Here is a 23,846-nt window from a genome sequence, read left to right on the forward strand (position 1 = left end):
GAGTTTTTTGATTGAATTTTTAACAGAGCCTATTTTTTTAAACGATATTGAAGTTCATCTTCGGGTGGATTATGAATGAACATTTTTCGAATAACGATTGTACAAAAGACTCCTAAAAATACATACAATACAAAAAATAACCAAAACATACCGCCTAGTCCTTTGGCAGTTGTGGCTCCCTCTGAAACCTTCATATATCCTCTTAATATCCATGGTTGGCGGCCAATTTCGGCAATCATCCATCCAAGTTCGATATTAATCATCGCTAATGGGCCAGTCAGCGCTAGTCCACGTAAAAGCCATTTATTATGCATCCAATTTTTCTTCTTAATAGAAAACACAACAAATATGAAGGTCATCGATATAATTAAGCCTACAAATGTCATCTTAATATCAAATAAATAATGTATGAACAAAGGTGGTGTCTCATCTTTTGGAAATTCATTTAATCCAGTTACTGGTGCATTAAAATCTGAGAAAGATAAAAAGCTTAGCAGTTTAGGAATTCGAATTTCATATTTCACTTCATGTGTTTTATCATCTAGCGTTCCGAATAAGACAAAATCTGCCCCTCTTTCTGTCTCAAAATGCCATTCAATTGCGGCTAGTTTTTCGGGTTGATATTTAGCAAGGAATTTTGCTGAAACATCTCCTGTGACACCTGTTAAAACGGCAAAAATTAATCCTAGTGTTGCTGCTAATCGAAGCCCTTTTCGTGTGTACTCCGTATTCTTTCCTCTTAATAATTGAATTGCAGCGATCGACGTTAATATAAGAGCGGATGCAACATATGCAGTAACAATTACATGTAAAGTTTTAGAAGGAGCAGCTGGATTAAACATTGCAGCGATTGGATCGACGGTTTTAATTACTCCATTTTTCAAAGTAAAACCTTGTGGAGTATTCATGAACGCGTTTACTGTAGTGATAAAAAATGCTGACAAAGTTGAACCTAATATAACAGGTAAAATGATTAACCAATGATAAATAGGTTTTTTAAATCGGTCCCAAGTATATAAATAGATCCCAAGGAATATCGCTTCAAAAAAGAAAGCGAATGTTTCCATAAACAATGGGAAACTAATTGCTTGACCCGCGATTCGCATAAAGCTCGGCCATAATAAAGATAGTTGTAGACCAATACAAGTACCAGTCACCACTCCAACTGCAACGGTAATTGTGTAACCTCTGGCCCACCTTCTTGCCATTAACGTGTAATGTGGATCCTTTTTTAAGATTCCTAACCCTTCTGCAATTGCGATCATTAAGGGTATTCCTACACCAATTGTTGCAAAAATAATGTGAAATACTAGTGTCATACTTGTTAGTAATCTACTGAGTGTGACATTATCCAACTCCATCACGAAATCCCCCCTATAATGTAATATCTTATTGTCCAATGTAATTAATTATTCTAATCAAATGACCGATCATGTTACGATTTTATGAACATAATCAGTAAAATTGCATTTTAATTTGTATCTATAAAAGTATGTTCCTATAACAATAAAGGTATACGGTATTTCTAAAGGGAAAACAAATAACCACAAGGAATTCCCTTGTGGTTTTATTTCTTATAAAGAATAAATTAATTAACTAAACGGACTATACGTTTCTTTCTCCATGAAAATTTATAATATAAAAAGTTCAATCCAAGTCCAACTATAAAAGCTGCCGGGTATCCGAACCAAATTCCTTTCATTCCAAGACTTGTGTAATGAGATAAAAAATAGGCTACAGGTACTTCAATACACCATATTACGAATATACTAATAAGCGTTGGCCACAGTACTGCTCCACTAGCTCGCATTGTAGACGATAAAATAAACGAATGTCCGAGTATTAAATATCCCCATAATGTAATCATCAATAAACTATTTGCTATTTGTACAGTACTATCATTCGTTAGAAATAAATTTAAAATAGGCTTTGAGAAAAAATAAGTGAGTAATACTACTATGCCACCTAGCACATAGTTAAGTAATAAGCCTATTTTAATAACTTGGTTTAATCGATCAACCTGATTTGCTCCTATTGACTGAGCAGCAAAAATTGATACTGCGATTCCAATACAAATTGATGGCATTTGAACATAACTTACTAACTGATTTACAACCCCATAGGATGCAGTAGCCTCTGATCCATATTGATTAACAAAAGTAATAACGGCAATCTCAGAAATCGAAAGAAATACCATATTAATACTCGTTGGAATACCTAGTTTTAAAATTAGTTTTAAAAGTTCAGGATCCATCTTCAAATAGTTTCTTAACGAAGTATCAAGACGAAGTGGATGATTCGTTTTGTGTAAGTATATGAATAGAACTATACATGTCAAAATCGTTGAACCTACTGAGGCATAAGCTGCCCCATATATTCCTAGCTTCGGTATGCCTACCCATCCAAATACAAATGGTGGTAATAATGCAACATTTAAAACGGTACTTAATATAAGAAAATAAAACGGTGTTTTTGAATCCCCAATACCTCTCATTAGAGTTGTATATACCATATAGATAAATAGCACGGGAATCGACCAAAATAAAATGGAAGCATAATGTGTGCTTACATGAAGTATATTTTCAGGTGTTCCTATTAATCTCAATAGTTTTTCAATAAAAATATTGCCGATTATCGCAAGCACTACTGAAAGAAAAAGAGTAAAAGTAAGAGTCGTTCCAACAATAGCTTTTACTCTTCCTTCAAGCTTTGCACCATGTGCCTGACCGATTAAAATTGAACTACCAGAGCCAATTCCAATAATAAATGATACTAAAAAGAAAAATATTGGAAAGAAAGCTGAAATTGCTGCTAAAGCATTTTCCCCTAACCAATTCCCTACTATAATCATGCTAAAAACCTGACCAATAGACTGCATAATATTACTTAAAAGTAATGGAATTAGAAACATAATCATTGGACGTAATAAAGTAAATTTTACTTGTTTTTGCTCCTGAGGATTAATCTCAGATGTAATCAAGTCTGATCACCCTTACTATTGTATGTGTTATATCCTCTTTCACCAAAAGGTTGGAGTTTTTCTAACCATTTTTCCTCGAGTCTTTTTAGATCTCCCTTGATACCTAGTGGACTAATGTCTTCTTCCTTTAAAATTTCTAATTCCTCAAATACAAATGACTCTTTTCCATATTCATTCCATTCTTGTTGAAGAGTTTTATTTGTACAAGACCCTGCCTCTAATTCAAATTTCTTTCCATTAATTGTTTTTAAATTTTTAGTACTTACTATGAATATTTTTTGATTTTTTATGTTTTTAATTTGATAAATACCTGCTTGAACTTTTGTTTCTTTATATTGCATTTTTAATTCTTTTTTTCTACTCATTTTTAACACCCTTTCTCTTCTAAGCTTTTAACCAATAACTACTGCCATCCGACTTTCGATCAATAAAGCCATATTCAATTAAGTATCTTCTTAACACGACATAATCAGGATAAATAGCTGTCAGTACTTCATTTATCTCTTTTTCTGTATATTTCTTAATTGGTGAAAATCTTTTAACGATTTCTCTTAGAACAACAAGCTTTTGTTTTTCCTTTAATGGAAATTTTTTCAGTGGTCCATCTATGCCTTCCGGAAAGTATTTTTTTAAGGTTTTTTCCATTTCATCTTCCGTAATGTTATAACGCTCATCGACCATTTTTGCTGTTTTATGAAGTGGTAAAAAACTTGGCGCATGCTGATCTTTTTCTTTTAAAAGCTCCATCATGACAAGAAATAATTTTGCTTGTCTTTCTTTTTCCTTTAAAACAAAGCGATGATTCCTGATCGTAGAAGCGCTACCGATACCGGTTTCTTTTTGAATATCTGTATCACTCTTCCCTTGATAAAAAAGACGTAAAAGATGGTTTTGATGTTCTGTTAATCCTGTTAGTTTTTTATCCAGTTGGATCAAATAATCGAAAACAGAGTCATGACTTTGTTCTATATGAACTTTCATGTATTTTTCGGCTTCATATAAAATTCCTGAATCTTGATAAATAATTCCTTTTTCAACTTTTTTACTACAGAGTAAACATAAATAATGATTTTCCTCTTCGATATACCCTTGTTTTAATTCTTCTATATCGGCATTCCAAAAAACGTCTAAATTTTCCACTTAACAAACACAACCCTTTTTTGTTTATTATTAACCAAACAGATTCTTAAAATGTTTATTTATTTACAAACATAATATGTTATTGTTTACAAAATGTCAATTTTACTTTTTTATAACAGGTTGTTTTATTCATTCTTATTTATAGAAAGGATGCCTCAAAAGACCTCTTAAAATGTTGGAACTCTTAATTTACACAAAAAAAGCGTCTCAAAGGTACTTTTTTCCTAATGAGATGCCATTTCAATCGATTAAAAATTTTTAAATGGTACTTTCTATACTTTTCAACTTAATTCTCTTGTTCCAAAGGGACTAATTTCAAATCTTCAATTGACAATTTCTTACAGTACTTTACAATTAAATTGTAAGGTAAATTTAATATTCGACATATTTTAAAGTATTTAAAAAACCTGTTCTCAATAGGGAAAATCTTTACATATTATTTTCCTTATAGACTAATATATTTAAAGAAAAACAGTAGAAAAAAGTATGACAAAAGATATAATTTTAGGTCAGTCTTTACTGTCTATGAATAAACGAAAATTAATGCTTTCTTTACAAGATAGGAGGAAGTTATGTCAATTAACAATGAAAAACATATTGAGCTTTTATCAATCGAACAAAAATTCGATAAATCCTTTTTGCATATAAAACTATTATTTAATCAAGAAATAGAACTTCATTGGGAAATTGACAACGAAACGGCCAATCTTATGAAATCAAAAATTATTTTTGATGAAAACTATAAGTTTAGCCTTTCTTTATGTAGTACTTGGGATGAGGATAAAGACCAGTTTACTAGTTTTGTAACTAAAGCAAACAATAATGAGAGTGAAAAAATCTACTTTACTTGTTCAGAAGAGTTTCATCTTCAACTTCACTCCATAAAAAATATGAAGGATCTTAGGATTTTAATTGATCTACCTTATTTATCAATTAGTCGATCCAGTTCAAAAAAAGAAAAGAGTATTTCGAAACGATATAAACTTTATGGTTGGCTTACTGTTGCTGCTATTAGTATTCTATCGATTAGTTTAATAGCTTATAAGAGTCAAACTTGTAAATCAGAATCTTTATTTTGCGGAAAAAAACCAGCAAAAGCTGAAAGTGTTTCAAAGGCACAAAATATAAAATCTCCAAAGAAACCAATTAAAACAAATCAGGATAAACAGGATCCAAAGAAAACTGATATTAAAAACGTTTCTCAACCGAATGTGCACACAAATGAGCCGGATGTTAGATATGCAATAAAGCAAGAACCAATCAATAAACCTGTCCAATCAATCTATCCGACTGTAAAATTAAACAATGTAGTTAACTATAGTATCCCACCAGGTAGCGTAGCCCTTACTTTTGATGATGGTCCCTCGAAATATTCAAAGGAAATTGTAAATGTTTTAAAAAAATACAAAGTTGGCGGTACTTTTTTCTACATCGGAGATAACGTTCAAAGATATCCTGATTGTGTACAATACGCATATTCTAACGGTTACTCAGTTGGAAGCCACTCCATGCACCACAATGACTACTTAAAACTATCTTATAAAAATCAAGAAGATGATCTGGTTAGAACAAGTAACTTAATAACAAATATTACAAAGCAAGACACAACTCTCTTCAGACCACCATACGGTGCAAAAAACCAAGCAACTATTGAATTAATGCAAAAACATCAATTTAAAATGGTTTTATGGGATAAAGATACTGAAGATTGGAAGAACCGCAATACAAATACAATTATAAATTACGTTAAAAGCCACACTGAATCTGGAAGTATCATTCTACTTCACGAAACTAAACCTTCTTTAGATGCTTTACCACAAATTATTGACTATCTTCAATCAAAAAATTTAAAAATTGTTAGTTTAAATTAAAAAAGTAGTCGCTATTAGCTTAGCGACTACTTTTTTATTCAAACGTTTGTTTAAACTTTCAAATCCTTACTATGTGAAAAAGTAGAAAGCTATTCGATTCTCTATTTTTCAAGTCATTATTTATGAATAATACCTTTCATTCGTTAACTCAAAAATGCATGAATGTATGTCTTCTTCATCCGTCGATTTCTTATTTACCAGGCCTTTATTAATAAATTTATTTCTCTCTAAAATTTGGATTGATTTTTGATTATTTGACTGAACAATGCCTTCAATGACTTGTAATTCTAGCGTACTAAATCCATATGCTAACACTGCTTTTAATGCCTCTTGCATGATTCCTTTTCCTTGAAGCTCTGGTGAAAGTTCATATCCAACTTCCCCTTTCGATTGCTCGACCGAAAAATTCCACAAGCAAATTGTACCGATTAATTGATCACTTTCTTTAAGAGTAATTGCCCAAAGAACCCAATCATTATTTTCAATTCCTTCATTAATCATCATTATATATTGAAGTGCTTCAACAACTTCTTTTGCAATCAGTCTGTTTATATATTGAGACACCTTTTTATTTGATCGTAAAGCAAATATTTCATTTTGATCTTCATTATTCATTTGTCTTAAAACTAATCGATCCGTGACTATTTTTGGAAATGGGTCAAAATTATAGTGCTCTTTAATCATATATCCTCCAACTTAATTAGTAAGATTAGTACAGTTTGCAGACTCTTATTCCTATTATCTATAATCTCAATATGTAAATAAATAGCTATGATAAAAAAGCTCATCTAAAAATAATGAATCCGAGTGTAGACAAAGTCCTAAAACTTGTTTTTCAGACCGATGGCAAATTCAAATAGAACAACTATAAAAGAGCAAGATTTTAGATTCTTGCTTTTTTTGTTTTGGCTCTTTTTATACTTTAAAAAGCCAGTTGATTGGGACAGAAGCACTCCTTAGCTCTTTTTTTAATTAATTGTCTATCGTTTGTTTACGAATTGGTATGCCATCTGTATACTACTAATTTAGGCCAAATTACCATTAAACAGGTAGGTTAATTTTTAGTAAAAATTTCCTAAAATATTTTTTACTTTTTATAAAACTTTTTCGAATAGGTATACGTCTTTTATAATGTGTACCTTCTCAGATACGTATCTCAAAAAAGGAGCTCTTTAAATGAAGGGGAAATCTAACTTAGAAAAGGAACTTGTAGATTTTATTATTAATAATAAAGATGATTTTTATCGGTTAGCTTATAGCTACGTTAAAAATTCAGAAGATGCGGTGGATATATTACAAGATTCTATTCATAAAGCCATTTCCTCAAAAGATAAATTAAAAAATGAACAATCTTTAAAAAGTTGGTTTTATAGAATTGTAGTAAATACATCATTAGATTTTTTAAGAAAACAAAAAAAAGTAACTGTAATGGATGAAGAAACGATTGAGTTATATTCTTCAGGACAGGACGATAATTATACGGATATTGATTTAGAAAGATCATTAGAATCTTTACCAACTAAATATCGGGCTGTAATTGTCCTCAGGTATTTCGAAGACTTAAAGATTGAAGAAGTTGCTGAAATTTTACAAGAGAGTCCAAATACAATAAAAACTCGTTTATATAAAGCTTTAGAAATACTCCGGATTAAAATGAAATGAATTTATTTTTGGGAGGCCAATTAGTTGGATAAAAAATTAGAAAAGTTAAGATCGGACTATAAAAATGTCCCTATCCCTGATAATTTAGACATGATTGTTAAAAAAGCAATTAAACGTTCAATACAAAAAAGATTCCCTCTAAAATCAATTACAGGTTTTTTTACTGCTGCACTATTTGTTTTATCAATAAATACTAGTTCGACTTTTGCAAAGACATTATCGAATGTTCCAATACTTGGAAATGTTGTTAATGTACTAACTTTTACTGAATATACTGTAGATGAGCCAACCTATAAGGCAGATTTAAAAGTCCCTGCGGTTAATAATTTAAAAAATAAAGATTTAGAGCAAAGCTTGAACAAAAAATACTTAGAAGAAAATAAGAAGCTATATGATCAATTTATGAAAGAAACAGAATCTGTAAAAAAAGATTCTGGTGCACACTTAGGAATTGATAGTGGTTATGAAGTTAAAACAGATAATGAGGACATCTTGTCGATTGAAAGATATGTTGTTAATACTGCTGCTTCCTCCTCAACGACTATGAGATTCGACACAATTGACAAGAAAAAGGAAATTTTATTGTCATTACCTATTCTTTTTAAAGATAATTCATATGTAAAAATAATTAGCGAAAACATTAAAGAACAAATGAAAGAGCAGATGAAAAAAGATGAAAGTAAGGTATACTGGATACCGCAGGCAAATCTTGACTATTCAATTGATCCTTTCGTAACCATTAAAGACAATCAAAATTTTTATATAAATAAAGATCATAAGCTTGTTATTTCATTTGATAAATATGAAGTTGCCCCTGGTTATATGGGTGTTGTTGAATTCACGATTCCAACTGACGTTCTTTCAAAAGTTTTAGTTGGACATTATTATATTAGATAAAAACGAATAAAGGAGTCACTCTTAATTGATTAGGCTTGGCTCTCTTTTAAGAAAAACAAATAAATTAAACAAAAAGCCAGATATATAAAGAAGGCTGACATAAATAGTTAAATTAGGGGAAGGGGAAATTAGTAATGAACTTCGCGGTTCTGGCGGTTAAGAAATTAAATTTTATAAGAGCTCAACATTTGTTCGAAAAAGAAATCGTTTATGAGGTGTTTAAACAAAGAGGTTCTGCTTATGTCTAATACAAATAAACAGTTTCGTTATATGGCTGGATTAGACGGGCTTAGAGCATTAGCAGTTTTATCGGTCATTCTATATCACTTAAATTTTTCTTGGGCTTCTGGTGGTTTCCTAGGAGTAACCGTATTCTTTGTACTTTCAGGTTATTTGATTACTGATTTATTAATTGCCGAGTGGAGTACAAATCAAAGGATTGACTTAAAAAGTTTTTGGTACCGCCGCGCAAAAAGACTTTTACCAGGAATGTTCACCTTATTACTAATCGTCATTGCATTTGTTTCATTATTCAAATCATCAATGATCGGAAATTTAAAACAAGATTCAATAGCTGCAATATTTTATTACAGTAATTGGTGGTATATTTTCCATCATCTTTCATATTTTGAGTCTTTTGCAAATCCTTCAATATTAAATCATTTTTGGTCGTTAGCAGTTGAAGAGCAATTTTATATTATTTGGCCAATCCTTACTTTATTAGGCTTAAAATATATTAAAAATAAAGATCGCCTATTTTTGTATACATTAGTTGGTGCAATCGTTTCTGCATTACTGATGGCTATATTATTCCATCCGGGTAGTGATCCTAGTAGGGTCTATTACGGTACTGATACGAGAGCTTTTTCATTATTAATCGGAGCTTCATTAGCATTAGTATGGCCTAGCCGAAAACTTACAAATAACGTTACAACCTCTGGAAAGATTTTAATTGATCTAGTTGGGATTACTGGTTTACTTATTTTTCTACTTATGGTCGGTAAAACAAATCAATATGATAGTTTCCTTTATCGCGGAGGAATGTTCCTATTGTCTATTTCCGCTGCAATGCTAATTGCAGCACTCGCTCACCCCACAAGTAAGATTGGTAGATTCCTAGCAATGAGACCATTGAAATGGATCGGATTACGTTCATATGGAATCTATTTATGGCAGTATCCTGTAATTATTTTATTTTCCCCTAAGGTTAACACTGGCGATATTTCACTTTTTAGAGCAATTTGTCAAATTACTTTAATATTTGTTCTTGCAGCACTATCCTATCACTATATTGAAGACCCAATTAGAAAAGGTAAACTAGGTATACTTTGGAAGAACTTCCTTGCAGGAAATATTAATTTAAAAGAATTCTTTTATAAACATATTGTGATCATTAGCACGTTTATTTTACTATCTGGTATCGCAAGCTTTGGACTATCTGTGCTCCCTGATGCTAAAGGTGTAAAAGCAAGCTCAGAAATTGAATCGGTTCAATCCGTATCAAAGCAATCTTCTGAAACTGTTGTTGAAAATAATATTAAAGAACCTCCTTCAACAGCTATAGTTGATCACGATAAACAGGTAACTAAGCCAATTCAGCAAAAGGGTGACAAAAAAACAGTAAATAAAGATGAAAAGCCAGTTACTGACAATACAAATAAGCAAAGCAATAATGGTCAAACAAATGAAGATTCAAAGCCAGTTGTAAATAACAATCAAACTCCAAATCATAATAATAATGTTAATACTAATAAACCTGCTGAAACGAATAAGCCGGTTGTTTCAAACAATAGTGTATTTATCATAGGGGATTCTGTCGTTATTAATTCAATTCCTGAACTCAAAAAAACATATTCATCTCTTTCGGTGAATGCTAAAATTGGAAGACAATTTACCGAAGCATCTGCAATTATTCAACAAGCAAAAAATACAAATTCGCTTGGTAATATTGTTGTCATAGAGCTAGGTACAAACGGTCCGTTTACCGTAAAACAAATGTCTTCTCTCATAGAGTTAATTGGAAAAGATCGAAAAATTTTATTTGTTAACACACGTGTACCAAGACCTTGGGAATCGATTGTTAATAAAACATTAAGAGAAGTTTCAAGTAAATATTCAAATACTAGAGTTGTAGACTGGCATAGTGCTAGCGCAAATCATAATTCATATTTTTCTCCAGATGGTGTTCATTTAAAACCAGATGGTGCAAAAGTATTTGCGTCATTACTAATAAATGCAATTGAATCTTGGAAATAAGCAAGGGTGCCTTGAAATAAGGCACCCTCTTGTATTAATTAAAACTTTTTTTCAATTCTGATAACGTTAATTTACTAGTTTTTTCAACTGGTTTAATTGAAGTTGGGAAATATGGATTGATTGACATAAAATTCTTTTCAACATAGTTGAAGTCTACAATATCCACAACACCATCTTTATTAAGATCTGCTTTTAGTTTTTCTCCCGTTTCCCCTGCACTATCTGCAACAAGTTTCGCATCATAAATATCAATTACATTATCTCCATTTACATCTCCAGCAGCAGCAGTATCAGGATACAAGTCGTAGTACATCCCTTGTACTTGGCCATCAATTGTTTTGCTTAATTTGATTTTTTTAGTGTAAAGGAAATGACCTGGAATATTAATGACTAATGAATAATCATCTGTAGTTGCAGGAATATCAGTAATTGTCATCCATCCATTCTCCTGAATTGATGCATTATATTTTTTACCTTTTTTATCAACAACATAAGCCTTTGTACCAATCTTTGAATAATCCAGATCATAATTATCTAAATTTACAGCTTCACCATGGTAATAACCTTCTAGCATTGAGTGTTGAGAGATGAATTTAAAATGATCAGCATAGGTAGGTAAAGTAAACTTAGTTCCATCATTTGTTTGATAAGATGATTCTTGAGAATAGAATCCACTTTCTACAAAATAATTTAGATCATCAATGACTTTTAAATTAATATCCAGTAAATCCATATCGCCATTAATTGAAACTGGTAATTTCGTCTTTTTGTCTGTAATGTCTAAAGCAAATGTAATAATATCTGACCAATAATCTTCTTTTATACTTGGTTTAGCAACACGAATCGTCCAATCATTTTTCTTCGCTAAGTCCTCTAACTGTTTTGATGCTTTAACGCTATCAACTTTATAATAATGTGGAAGATCGATTGTAATATTAGCACTTGTTAAATCTTTCGCGTTATTCACCTTAAATGTATTAACAAACTCAGAACCAAGACTTACCCCATTTGTATTTGTATTTACAGTTGCATACTTATCCCCTTTGTTAATAATCGTAAATTCTGGGAAAGTCGGATTTCCAGCAGTTCCGTGATCATACGTATAAATTCTTATATTCGTCGGATAATTTGCATATTCCTCTGGCAATACACCAAATTTGAAGTCTCCATTAGCTGTAGGGAAAAACTGTGCAGTTGGCCAAAAAGAATCTTGATACGCATAAACTGTATTTGCTTCTTGCGTAATGTCATGTCCTCTACTCTTTAAATAATCAACCGTATCATCATAAACATTACCATGAACCCAATATGCGTTATAATCCTTGCCATCCATTTGGTTATTTTCCGTAGTTAAATCTGTACTAGAGATTTCATTTACACCTGTTTTCTTATCAAACACTACTTTCGGAGGTGTATTATCGATAACCATATCATTATCAACTTTGTACGTTTTACCATCTACTCCTGTACCAATATATGAAACAATATACTTACCTTCTTTTAAGTCTTCATATTCGCGAGATAAAGGATTATTCGGATCACCTGTAAAAAGCTTTACTGAACCGGTGAAACCGAATAAGATAAAGTATTCAGTATCAAGACTAAGATCTTCCATACCAGTATACGTTCCATATAATCCAATTGGTTTACCGTTTAAGTCACTAACGATTACATCCATCGATTTCATTCCACTATTCATTTTAAATGAAACAGGTACAAACGGCTCTATATATGGATGAAAGTTACTTAAATCGTTCGTTACAGCATGTTTATAAAATGTCACATTTTCGAAACCACTGGTTGAGTAGCGTACGTGGAAAGGAATTTGGTATTCCTCAGTCTTCGATTCATTTTCAATGTGAATATAACCTTCATAAATACCAAAACCGGCATTTTTTGGAATCATTAAGTTTGCATCAATATTTTTACTTTCATTTCCATTTACTTCAATTGTAGATGGTAATTCCAATTTAACACCATTTTCACTAGCATCATTTGATACACCATCTATAGTTAAAAATTCTACATTTGTATGATACGTTTCTAGTTTTTTACCTAAATTTTTAATATTAATCGAAGTTGTTCTAGTTTGATCCTCGCTTGATTGTGCAATACTTCCAAACGGTAGTGATCCAGATATATCATCGATTTGTTTTTTAAAGCCATCTTGATCAAGTGTAATTGTTTTGTTTTGTACTTCAATCAATGTAGTATTATGAACTGCTTCATAAGCATCCACGCGTCCTGCTCCAACTTCATTTACGTTGTATGTTCTTCCTTTTAATGGATCAGCCGTATTCATAAGAGCTGCTTTAACATCAGCTACTGTATAATCTGGATGTGATTGTAGTAATAAGGCTGCAACTCCAGCAACATGTGGTGTTGCCATCGATGTTCCACTTAAACTTGCATAGCTATGAGAATAATCTACTCCATCTCCAGGGCTATTAATATATTCAGGTACCGTCGAAAGTGTTGATACACCTGGTGCAACCACATCTGGCTTAATATCAAAATTATTACTCACCGGTCCACGAGAACTAAAATCAGCCAATACGTCGCCACTAGTCATATTTGAATGGAAATCTGATAGTTTAATAGTTTCCGTTGGATTTGCTTTTAAACGATCTACAAGTTTCCCTCCATCTGCTTGCAACATTTTAAATGTCGGAACATAGCCATAGTTTTCACCTAAGAAATATGGAATTTCACCGTCTTCGTTATTGTAAATTAAGACTGCTACTGCACCTTTTTCATTAGCACGTCTAATTTTTTCATCAAACGATATATCTCCACGGGCAATTAAAGCCACTTTTCCATTTAAATCTTTCCCAACATAATCTTCCTCGTAACCGTTTCCAAGATAAATAACATTATAATCCTTATCGAGCACATTTAAGTAATCCTTACCTAATCCATGTCCCATTAATGTATTTTGGACTGAAACATCACCTAAACTTGTTTTTACTGTTGGAATATCAGTAGGTACGTCGCTTGCACCTACAGTGATTGCTAGGGGAGACGCCCCAGGTGATCCTAGTGTTCCAGGATTTGGACCAGCGTTTCCTCCAGCAACTACTGGTACTACACCTTGCAATGCTGCATTGTTTATCGCAACGGAAGTAGCACTTAAGGAATTATTACTATTATTACCCAAAGATAGATTAATAACATCCATTCCGTCCTCTACAGCTCTCTCTATCCCTGCAATAACACTTGAATCTGAACCTGATCCATAAGGACCTAATACTCGATAAGCATATAAGTCTACCTTTGGAGCTACACCTGTCATCGCATATTCCACGTTATTATTTGGATTGGATGCAATTGTACCTGCAACATGTGTACCATGTTCAGTTACAAATGGGTTACCATCTATAGATTCAGGCTCCCCAGACGCTTTTTGATCTGCAGGCGTTGATTCCATTGGATCAGCGTCATTGTCTACAAAATCATATCCACCTTTATATGAATCTTTTAAATCAGGATGATTATAGTCTATGCCCGTATCAAGAACACCTACTTTTATGCCCTGTCCTTTTAGTCCTTCACTATGTAATCGATCAACGCCAATATGCGGAAGAGCTGGTGGTATTGCTTTTCCTGCTGATTGATCTAATGTAGATAACTCATTTTTTGGCAAACGGACCTCATTATCTTTCCAAATTCGCTTAACTACACCTGTTTGTAGAAGTGTATTAATTTGATTCGTAGGAATTATCATTGCCATCCCATTAAATACATTCTCATATGTTTGTTTAATATCAAATTGGAAGGCTTGTTGGTTGAATGTTCGGCTTGATGCTTGGCTTGATTTTTGTTTGGATGCCTTTTCATCGAAAATTTCAGTTAATCGTTGTTTAAAAAATGCTTGTTCGCCTCTTACTTTTTGTTTTTTTTCTTTTGGTGACACTTTTGATTTTGATTGTTTGGTCTCTTCTAGTGGCGATGTTTTTAGTTCAACGATTACGTGTGCAGTCTTATCCTTTAATGATAGTAAGCTTGGATCAATAATAAAGCCTTCTTGTGGAGTCAATCGCTTAATAGACTGTTTTTGTTCTTCAGTTAATTCTTTTAAAATTGATTCTGCGGAATTCGAAATAGCATACGTTTTATGGTGGGGTATTAAATAAGATGCAAGAAAACTTGAAGCTAATACACCGGTGACCATGACATTTAGTATTTTTTTCTTTCTACTCTTCATGAAAAACGCTCCTTCTATTGTTTTAATTAGGCTAAAATAATGACAGATCATTAGGAAACTTTAATGAATAGGAATATGATCTACTAGAAACTCTATCAAAATGATTAAATATATCTCATCCGATTACTTTCCTCTCTGTAAATAAATAGTGTAAAATATAAAGTATGAATAATTAGAATACTTTAATAACAATTTTACTTGAGTTCTAGCACATGGTAAATTGGGGGAATTATTTTCAAGTTGTTCAAGAGTAGATGTATTATTCTACAAACTTTTCGCAAAAATTGTCAGAATTACTAAAAAAATCTGTTATTTCACAACGTTTTTCTACAATATATTACAAGAATATGGCATTTAGTATACTTTTAAGCGAATTTGTATTTTGAACTTGGGGGAATTATAGTTTTCATTTACTCAAACTATAAAATAAAGTTTTACTAAAAGGAGTAACTAATAGTATGTACGAGGGGAAAATAATTAGATATTATCGTGAAAAATATCAAATGACTCAAGAACAATTAGGTAAAGGAATTTGTTCTGGGACACATATTAGTAAAATTGAGCGATTACAAACAGAATATGCACCTGAAATTATTACCCTTTTATCGGAACGACTGGGAATAAATATTGAACAAGAAGATATTAAATTGAAAAATTTAAAAAAACGCCTAGATCATTGGCACGAAGTAATTATTATGCAATTATTTGAAGAAATGGATTTAATTAACTTTGAGCTAGAGCAAGAAGAGTTAATTAAAATTTCAAATTATATTAATCAATATAAATTACTTCGCATCAGGTATTTATTAATGCGTAATTTTATTGATGAATCAAACGAGCTTATTGATGAAATAAAAAAAATAAAACATAAATTATCACCTTATGAAGTGAATCTGTTTAGACATGTGTTAGGTATATACCATTTAACAAACAATGATCCTTTACAGGCCATTCAAGTATTAAAGGAAATTAATCATGAAGAGTATACCAATGAGGAGTGTTATTATCATTTAGCAACAGCTTATCACTCTAATGAATTACCTGTATTGGCCTATTTTTATGCTGATAAAGCTCGTCAATTTTTTAAAAGTATTAATTCCTATCTTCGTGTAATTGACTCCGAAATGCTTATGCTGATACAAGTTAAAGATAATGAAGAATTTTCAGAGACGATTAAAAAATTTGAAAAATTGATCCAGAGCTGTGAAATTTGTAGATCATCAGAAAGAAAAGCTAGGGTATTCCATAATTTAGCATTTGAATACTATAGAAGGAAAAATTATATATTAGCGAAAAAATATTATTTTGAGTCTATTAAATTGAAGGATAAAAAGTCTATACCATATTTACTTTCTTTAGTAGGGTATATAGAAAGTTCATATTTTGGAAGATTATTGTCGAACGATGAAATATTACCGCTTATTAAAGAAGGTTTAGAAATAGCCTCCAAGAGAAACGACAAACTCTATATCAATTTATTTACCTTATTAGACTATTTAATTTTAGATAAAGAACAAGAATATCATCAATATTTGGAAGATTATTCATTACCATTGTTTAAAAAACTAGGTTTTGTTTATTTGATTAATCGTTCAGAAAAAGAATTATTTAACTACTATTTTAAATGCAAACAAACCCATAAAGCGCTAAATATGGCGAATACATTAATTAATCAATAAATATAAAAAGGCATATCACTAAAACTACTAGGACATGCCTTTTTATATTTTTTTATAACAAATAACAAAATAGTTACTTATTTGTTCCCCTCAAATTACTGCCCCTAATTACTTCTTAGCTGGCATCGCTTCTTCAAGTGCAAGATGATTCGTATATAAATAAGTTGCGTATTCTTTTCCAACGTATCGAATATGCCATGGTTCATAGTGATATTTGGTTATATCTACTTTATCTTTTGGGTAACGAATAATAAAGCCGTATTCATGTGCGTGCTCTGCTAACCATGCTCCTTCAGGCGTTTTGGCAAAACCTACTTCTAACGCATTACCAAATGCCGGTGATGAAACATCTATGGCTAGTCCAGTTTGATGTTCACTCGTTCCGGGATATGCACTGTATGCCTTAGTCCATGCCTCACCGTGTACAGAAATATAATTATTGTATAAAGCAACTTGTCGATCATACGAACGGTATCCTGAAATTGCTGTTAATGTATAACCATCCGCAGCTGCACCAGCAAATAACTTCTCTAATGCATGTCCAGCTTCACTTCTCATTCTAGTTTTTTCTTTTACTGCCCCATTTAATGGTATTGATGGATAGATAAGATCGTTAGGTTCATAACCATCTGGTAACTTTCGATCTTTATTAATTAAGACTAAATTTGAATCAACGTTTAACACTTCTAATAATCCAGATTCATCTTCTTTTGTAGTTTTATAATAATCTGGAAAATTTAGTACATTATCATTTTTTACAATGTCATTTTTAACCTTATCATTCTTTTTAATAACAATCGTTTTAGGTTCTTTGTTTTGTTCATAAAGAGTACCTGCAACTCCAGCTACTAAAACTAAGGAAATTGCAATCCCTATAATTGGTTTCTTTCTACGATTTTTCATAACTCTGGACAATTTGTTTTCTCCTCCTATAATTTTTATCGTTTTTTTAATTAGTTGTTGTCGTAAGTATTTGATGATTAATAAAGGTTATTTTTATTCTAGTATCGTCACGAATTCTTTTAATCAAACTACTAATAATCAACGTTTAAGATTAAACAAAAGCTAACAAGAAAAATAGTTAAATTTGTTTTACTAAAATTAGACGATTTAATTATACAAAAAGTTTTATAATCTGACATTTTTTTTAATTATATGTTATGTTAATTAAAAGTATTTATAACAATTTTAAAATTGTTTTAATATAATTTTATCGGTAATCAAAAAACATAATTTTTCAAAAGAATTTTCATTAAAATGCTAATTCATATAAGATTCTATATGCTGGAGAATAAAATAAAAAAACCTTCTTTTCGGAAGGTTTTTTTATATTTAAATAATAACTAAATTAATTATACTATATAATTTTAATTCAAAAGAACTATTCATTCTAATTTCCGAGACTTTTGTATGTCGAATATATGTCGATTGAGTATTTAACCCACACCACCATTGGGTTTAGTGGATTCAATTTTCTTAATTAATCCGTCAAATACTCATATGTTAGAAACTGGAACAAAAAAACAAGAATACCCAAAAAGTATTCTTGTTTTTAGTTCTTAACTTTTTAAGTTTTATTAATATTAACTATGCAAATTTCCTTTTAACCAAGGTCGATTCCGATAATGACCTATTGGAATTTGAATTAAACTTGTTTTTCCTAGTTCGTCTAATTGGTATAGCTCATCGCATAATTTTACATTATATCCGAGTAGTGGATGCCCCCCTAATCCTAATGCTGATGCGGCTATTAGTAAACGATGAACCATTATGCCAGCTTCCATCTGTTGGATTCGATAGCCTCTGTAACTATGTGTCGATTTTATATGCTCCATATTCCCCACTACGTGTATACAAATTGGCACTTGGAATAAATTAACGGTAGGGGCACTCATTCCATATTGGAGTTGCATACGATGATCGCCTAATTTAGTTTGTACTAGCGTATGGGTATGATCATCATAATAATAAGCACCATTGTTAATGCCTTCAACGTTATACAAACATAAAAATAATTTTGGCCGGTTCTTATTATTTTTAAAGGTTCCATCTAAATCATTTATATACGAGAAGGATGCTGTTGCCTCTTTGAGTAGTGTCGCTAGGTTTATTTGACTAATAGGGCGTAAAACAAAGTCAAGTTCAGGTGAAAACCGTTCTTTACATATAGTGGCTAAATCATAAGTTAGACGCTCCACTTTAGGTAATATTATTCGATGTCGTCCATCTAAAGTATCAACAGTTTCATCAACTTTTCTAAATGTTTGAGTCGATTCGATCATCGATACTTTATTCAGTTTAATTAGCATTGGAAACTCTTTAATTTTTTTCGATTTTACTAAATATTTATGTGAAACCGTTTGTAACTCTTTACTTAGATCGATCGAATTGAAATTTTTACTGTTTACATTATCTTTTGAAATTAAGGTAGATTCTTCAATAGAGAGTGGAATGACTCCGTATACACTTTCATCACGTCCATTTAAGCCGATTAAATGGTTGATCGCTTGATCTAGAAACTGGTAATATACTCCCGCTTTAAACCCAAAGCGTTTAGCCATCTCTAAAATCTGTCCAATTAGCACACCGCAATCTAACCCTTGAAGGCGATATGAAAAATTATTGTATTTAAAGAAATTTTTCCAAAACATTGTTGAAATAAAAATAGTACCAAAACACTTTGGAAGATCACATCTATTTCCTAAAGCTCTTGATACATAAGAATCAAAATTTCCTTCTCTTAATAAAACTAAGCAATGTCTAGCAACATCATAATGATAAATTCCTGAAGAGACTTGATCAGACTTAAGATATAAATACAATTCATTTGGATACAATCCTCCACCAGAAGGGATGAATCTTCGGTTTGAAGACATCATATTAACCATTTCGTTGGAACCGGCAGTTATTGCTGTTTGAGCAACTTGTGCTAATCCATATACATACCATAGAAAGTAGCCTATTTCGTCTAAATTTGGCTCAATTGAATCCCTTTTTTCTTTTAAGGATAATGGAACGTTAAGAGAAAGTGGAATAGTAGGTAAATCTTTATAAAGCTTATAAGTTAGAGGGGCATCCTCCCAATCAACTTCCCAATCCGATTGATTTGCCTTATCAATATCAAAATGAAGATTGTGTAGAAATGTTTGTAAACTCATCCAATGACCTCCTAGAACACCACTTATGGGAACGGGTGCGGATATGGATTGAGCTGCTCCGGCTTTAGTGGCTTCTTCGTATAGCCCAATATAACAGGAACTTTTAACACTCGATCAAGTCCATTCAATCGTTTTAAGTGATTGCCGAATGTCATAGGCAACATTCCTGGAATTAAGACTTTTACACAAGATAATCCATTTCTTTTGATTTCAGGTGTAGTTTGATCGACTACAATCACATCAAGATTTAATTTTTTAAATACTTGTAGAATATCCTTTAGATCATTCGTCAAATCCAAATGGTTTGTATCCCATTTAAATTCTTCCTCAAAGGTCTTTAACGGACGGTTATCATCTAATAAAAACTTCAGACGCTCCTCTGCTTGACGTAACCCATATAACATTCCATGATCATCCATTTGTTTAACGAGATTATTATCTAAAAGCATTTTCATATTTTTAGCGTAATTTTCTTCAAACTTTTTATCCAATGTTAACATCATTCCAGCTAACTCATGTACTGCGCTTTTAACCGCCCGAACCGGATCAAGATGAGCACCTGCTGCACAAATGAGATTTAAACCATGTTCTTTACGGTTTTTTGCAATGGCAACAATACTCGGAATTCCATTCTCCATCGTCGAATTAAATAAGTGAAGATCGTATCCGCCAACCAAACGCATGCGTTCAATCATTAAATCGAGTTCTTGATCCTTTGCCGATTTTGGATCAAGTCGAGGAAGAGGCAACTGAGCATACCAAGTCATTAAAAATGAATCCCGTTCAACAATTTCCAAAATACCGTAGAATATAGCTTCTTCTAGGCTGCCCCCTAATGCACATCCATTGGAAGTTTCATACACATAACCGTGACCGCATCCTAGACTATAGTATGAAAGCAACTCTGGTACAAGAATCGGCTCTTCCTTCATAAATGAATAGCCCCATACCCAATCAATCTTACGTTTAGGATTAAACCTCTTAAATGGAAAACGTGGCAGAGCATATTGCTCTTTCGAATGAGTGCCAACAATTTCGGGATTCATTGCATAATCTTTTACATTATTATAACTATCATGTACTACCGTTCTTTTTCCTCGTGGAGTGAGGCCACAATACCTTTCTAACCCTTCCAAAATGGCCGTTAATTCACTAGATTCATAGGATAGTGTACGCCCCGCTGTTCCTTCATCCCCTTGGAGTAACGGTAAGTTTACGACTACATCTGCAAATGGCGTGGTTAGATCATATGCCTTTCCATTTAAAAAACCTGTCTTTTGACCTAAATAGTCATTAACTAACACTTTCTTTAATTCATCCATTGAGCGACTACGATAGCTAGTTGGAGAAACTTTCATACTAGGCTCGAGTGAAATAATAGCAGAATCAGAAGTATCATCTTCTAATTCACCACAAATTGGACATAAAGGATTTGGTAAAAAAAAGTGATTAGAGCTTTTGAATGTTTTCATATTTAGTAAAAAAATACGTTCCTCTAGACGAGTTTCTTTACCGTTCATAAATTTTTCTACTTCAGCTGCAATTAAGTAAGCCATTTGTAAAAGTCCCGTTCTTGTACCCCATACATCATCCGATACTCCATCACCTTCTAATAACTGATGATCTATTTCTATCATTTCTCTTCGCTCTCTACCAGCCATTAAACGTCTAAAATCGGCACACTTTATACATCCTTTTTGCCCTGGATGTACTAAAGGCCCGATTACACCCTCCCCAAATGATACACAAGCGCGTAGCCATGGAACTGTTCCTACCCTTAAAATTTCATCTGCTTTTTCATAAAGCTTAGGGTTCCATGCATCATCCAAAATAAGTATTAAACTAATATCCTCGGAAACCGAAGACTCTAAACCTTTCTGTTGAACTATTTTATATTTATTTAAAAGAATATCGGATGTGTACTTACTTAATAATCCCTCTCCAAAAATGGTAACCGTTGAATTCAAGTCGAGCTCACCTCTCTTAACAAGACACCATAAACTCCCGCAAGTTCATCTACATTAATCGATTCAAGCATGAACTCCAATGTTAGTAATTCCATATTATTCTGTTTTAAAATGCCCATAGCCGAGACTAATAAATCAGAATGTACAGCACGATTAGATTCAGGGATAATAATTTCAGATACTTGCTGTTCTTCCACTAAAACTGATGAACTTTGGATAGCTGTTGATGCATCTAGTTGTGTTTTATTTTGTGATTCCTTAAGTACTTGTTTTAGTGCATCTTGTAAGGCCATTGTTATATTTAATCCAACACTTCTATACCAGCCTTTTTCTGTACCAATCCAGACTACTGGAAATCCACATATCTCTTTTCCTAATGCTATTTTTGGAGATTCATGTATTGTATTTAATGTTTGTAAATAAAATTGAGCACAATCATCTTCAACTTTTATCGCTTTAATTTCTTGAATATGATTTTGATCACCCGTTTGTTTATTAAGCTCTTGGGACAAATATTTTTGTAGAGCCCTACAAATACTTTCTGAAAAAGTTTGACCAGTAGCTATCGCGATGTATTCCCCAGGTTCAATACACTCAACAACATCGGACTCTGAATTCATAATAAGTTGACTGGCTATTTGAGATACATACATTTCAACTCCAGTAAGCCCTGCCTCTATTCGTGCTTCTTCATGAGTTAATTCAGTACAAATCGTACTTGTTAATAGTTTTACTGGACCTTCTGTCAGAGGATCTACTACTTGTATCCGACATTGAGCTAATGGAAGTTGATTTAATTCGCCCTCATCCCAAACGTGAAATAATCCAGTTTCTTGTGAATTGAACTGCCCTAAGAAAGTTAATAACTTACTTTGATCTCCTCTAGGTTTGTTTTCCTCTAACTTTTCATCAAAATTATGAACTATTTTAGCTTTCGCCTTTCCAGTCACTAGTGGATGAGGCGAGAATGAGTGCCAACTGCCTTCTAGCGTCTCTTGGTTAATAATATAAACCTGATTATTCTTTTCTGTTTCGCGTGAATTTGTAATTTCCTTAAATAACTCAAACACCATTATATTTGCCAACATTGCTGATGTAATCGAAGACAATGACTGGTTGGTTCCTTCTTCACAAAGTATATTTTGATGAACACTTCTCCACGCCGACTCAAAGCAAGCTTCAGAATTTGAAGTCACCAGTGGCCCAGCCATACAAATCTTTTGCGAAGAAATTGCAGGGATAAATCTCTTTTTCTCTCTTTTACAAATCTCATTGAGCATTTTCAACTCATAAACACGATCATCTTCTGAAACGTACAAAATCGAATCAAAAGTAGAAACAATTTCTTGTAACGAAAGCTTCTTTCTCTTAATTAATTCAACTTCTACTTCACGATCAGTCTTCCTTGCGTTGTCTACAATTTCTTTTATTCGTTTTTTATCTGTACTTTCAGTATTCGTTATTAAAAGATGGAATTTCGCTAACCCCGACTCTAATAATGCTGAAACTAGTGAAGTGACAATTGTTCCAGAACCAATTGCCAATATCTTGGATTGGCGATACGTTTGAAAACGATATGAACCAGAATCTCCAAAACAATTTAAAAACTCAATTTGACTTGCATACTTATTTAAAATATCTTTAGATAATTGATGTGGATGATCCTTACTTACATCCCGTGCAAAGCCATTTTTATATAAAATCTCACCTATTTCATATACTCTTTCCCTGTATTGGTCAGGCAAACCATTTGTTAAATTATCTAATGAGTGTTCACCGTTAAACATTGGAAGTAACTTTTCAATCCACTGGTAAACAGATGCACCTTCCATTCGAAATGAACTTAAGTTATTCCTAAAATAGACACCTCCATTCGAATCAGGTACAAAAAAAGTATCTCGGTTAACCTTTAAACATGTCGATGGATTCAATTTTGACATCCTTTTCAACCCCTTCGATACAGTGAGTTGTTCATTGAAAAGCATAAATACTTTCTTCATAATCCTATGTATTTTATGTATTCCTTATGTCA

15 protein-coding genes are annotated in these 23,846 nt (G+C 32.2%); 5 read left to right on the forward strand and 10 right to left on the reverse strand.

All coding sequences use genetic code 11. The annotated features are described in order from the left end of the window. Positions 1-29 precede the first annotated feature (29 nt). The 4 genes from COI44_RS12325 to COI44_RS12340 all read right to left on the reverse strand — a co-directional run bounded on the left by COI44_RS12325 (position 30) and on the right by COI44_RS12340 (position 4,120). Positions 30-1,361: a cytochrome ubiquinol oxidase subunit I gene (locus COI44_RS12325; RefSeq protein ID WP_098428216.1), complete on the reverse strand. Its 1,332-nt coding sequence runs from the start codon at positions 1,359-1,361 to the stop codon at positions 30-32. 227 nt (positions 1,362-1,588) lie between these two features. Beyond that, a complete protein-coding gene (locus COI44_RS12330; RefSeq protein ID WP_142329255.1) occupies positions 1,589-2,917 on the reverse strand; it encodes an MATE family efflux transporter in 1,329 nt (442 codons plus the stop codon). A 59-nt stretch (positions 2,918-2,976) separates the two neighbouring features. Next, positions 2,977-3,345: a GIY-YIG nuclease family protein gene (locus tag COI44_RS12335; protein WP_098428217.1), complete on the reverse strand. Its 369-nt coding sequence runs from the start codon at positions 3,343-3,345 to the stop codon at positions 2,977-2,979. 19 nt (positions 3,346-3,364) lie between these two features. Further along, positions 3,365-4,120, reverse strand: a complete 756-nt coding sequence (locus COI44_RS12340) for a DUF2087 domain-containing protein (protein WP_098428218.1) — start codon at positions 4,118-4,120, stop codon at positions 3,365-3,367. Between the two features lie 572 nt (positions 4,121-4,692). Here COI44_RS12340 and COI44_RS12345 point away from each other — a divergent pair. Continuing rightward, positions 4,693-5,991, forward strand: a complete 1,299-nt coding sequence (locus COI44_RS12345) for a polysaccharide deacetylase family protein (RefSeq protein ID WP_098428219.1) — start codon at positions 4,693-4,695, stop codon at positions 5,989-5,991. A gap of 120 nt (positions 5,992-6,111) precedes the next feature. Here the strand turns inward: COI44_RS12345 and COI44_RS12350 are convergent, their stop codons facing one another. After that, the gene (locus COI44_RS12350; RefSeq protein WP_098428220.1) at positions 6,112-6,675 is read right to left on the reverse strand and encodes a GNAT family N-acetyltransferase; all 564 of its coding nucleotides are present in this window, start codon (positions 6,673-6,675) and stop codon (positions 6,112-6,114) included. Between the two features lie 492 nt (positions 6,676-7,167). On the opposite strand from COI44_RS12350, the gene COI44_RS12355 reads away from it, so the two are divergent. From COI44_RS12355 to COI44_RS12365, 3 genes are all read left to right on the forward strand, one after another. Beyond that, the gene (locus COI44_RS12355) at positions 7,168-7,653 is read left to right on the forward strand and encodes an RNA polymerase sigma factor SigV (RefSeq protein WP_029715399.1); all 486 of its coding nucleotides are present in this window, start codon (positions 7,168-7,170) and stop codon (positions 7,651-7,653) included. 24 nt (positions 7,654-7,677) lie between these two features. Next, positions 7,678-8,550 (forward strand): anti-sigma-V factor RsiV, encoded by an 873-nt coding sequence (rsiV, locus tag COI44_RS12360; protein ID WP_218926922.1) that lies wholly within the window; start codon positions 7,678-7,680, stop codon positions 8,548-8,550. A gap of 240 nt (positions 8,551-8,790) precedes the next feature. Further along, entirely contained in the window at positions 8,791-10,806 is a 2,016-nt protein-coding gene (locus COI44_RS12365; RefSeq protein ID WP_098428221.1) for an acyltransferase family protein, read from the forward strand. A 34-nt stretch (positions 10,807-10,840) separates the two neighbouring features. On the opposite strand, the gene COI44_RS12370 is transcribed toward COI44_RS12365, so the two are convergent. Continuing rightward, complete coding sequence (locus COI44_RS12370; protein WP_179887103.1) at positions 10,841-15,010, reverse strand: S8 family serine peptidase; 4,170 nt, start codon at positions 15,008-15,010, stop codon at positions 10,841-10,843. 458 nt (positions 15,011-15,468) lie between these two features. On the opposite strand from COI44_RS12370, the gene COI44_RS12375 reads away from it, so the two are divergent. After that, positions 15,469-16,689 (forward strand): helix-turn-helix domain-containing protein, encoded by a 1,221-nt coding sequence (locus tag COI44_RS12375; protein WP_098428223.1) that lies wholly within the window; start codon positions 15,469-15,471, stop codon positions 16,687-16,689. A gap of 108 nt (positions 16,690-16,797) precedes the next feature. Here the strand turns inward: COI44_RS12375 and COI44_RS12380 are convergent, their stop codons facing one another. The 4 genes from COI44_RS12380 to COI44_RS12395 form a co-directional block, all read right to left on the reverse strand. Beyond that, entirely contained in the window at positions 16,798-17,604 is an 807-nt protein-coding gene (locus tag COI44_RS12380; protein WP_286163898.1) for a M15 family metallopeptidase, read from the reverse strand. 668 nt (positions 17,605-18,272) lie between these two features. After that, positions 18,273-19,847 (reverse strand): SagB family peptide dehydrogenase, encoded by a 1,575-nt coding sequence (locus tag COI44_RS12385; RefSeq protein WP_098428224.1) that lies wholly within the window; start codon positions 19,845-19,847, stop codon positions 18,273-18,275. Positions 19,848-19,870: 23 nt separating this feature from the next. Then, positions 19,871-21,814 carry a TOMM precursor leader peptide-binding protein gene (locus COI44_RS12390; protein ID WP_098428225.1) on the reverse strand — a complete coding sequence of 648 codons (1,944 nt, stop codon included), beginning with the start codon at positions 21,812-21,814 and terminating at the stop codon, positions 19,871-19,873. Next, positions 21,811-23,754 (reverse strand): putative thiazole-containing bacteriocin maturation protein, encoded by a 1,944-nt coding sequence (locus tag COI44_RS12395; RefSeq protein WP_098428226.1) that lies wholly within the window; start codon positions 23,752-23,754, stop codon positions 21,811-21,813. Before COI44_RS12395 ends, COI44_RS12390 begins: the two co-directional genes overlap by 4 nt. Between the last annotated feature and the right edge of the window lie 92 nt (positions 23,755-23,846).

Origin of the sequence: Bacillus sp. AFS088145, from assembly GCF_002564465.1 — a bacterium.
Taxonomy (GTDB): domain Bacteria; phylum Bacillota; class Bacilli; order Bacillales; family Bacillaceae_G; genus Gottfriedia.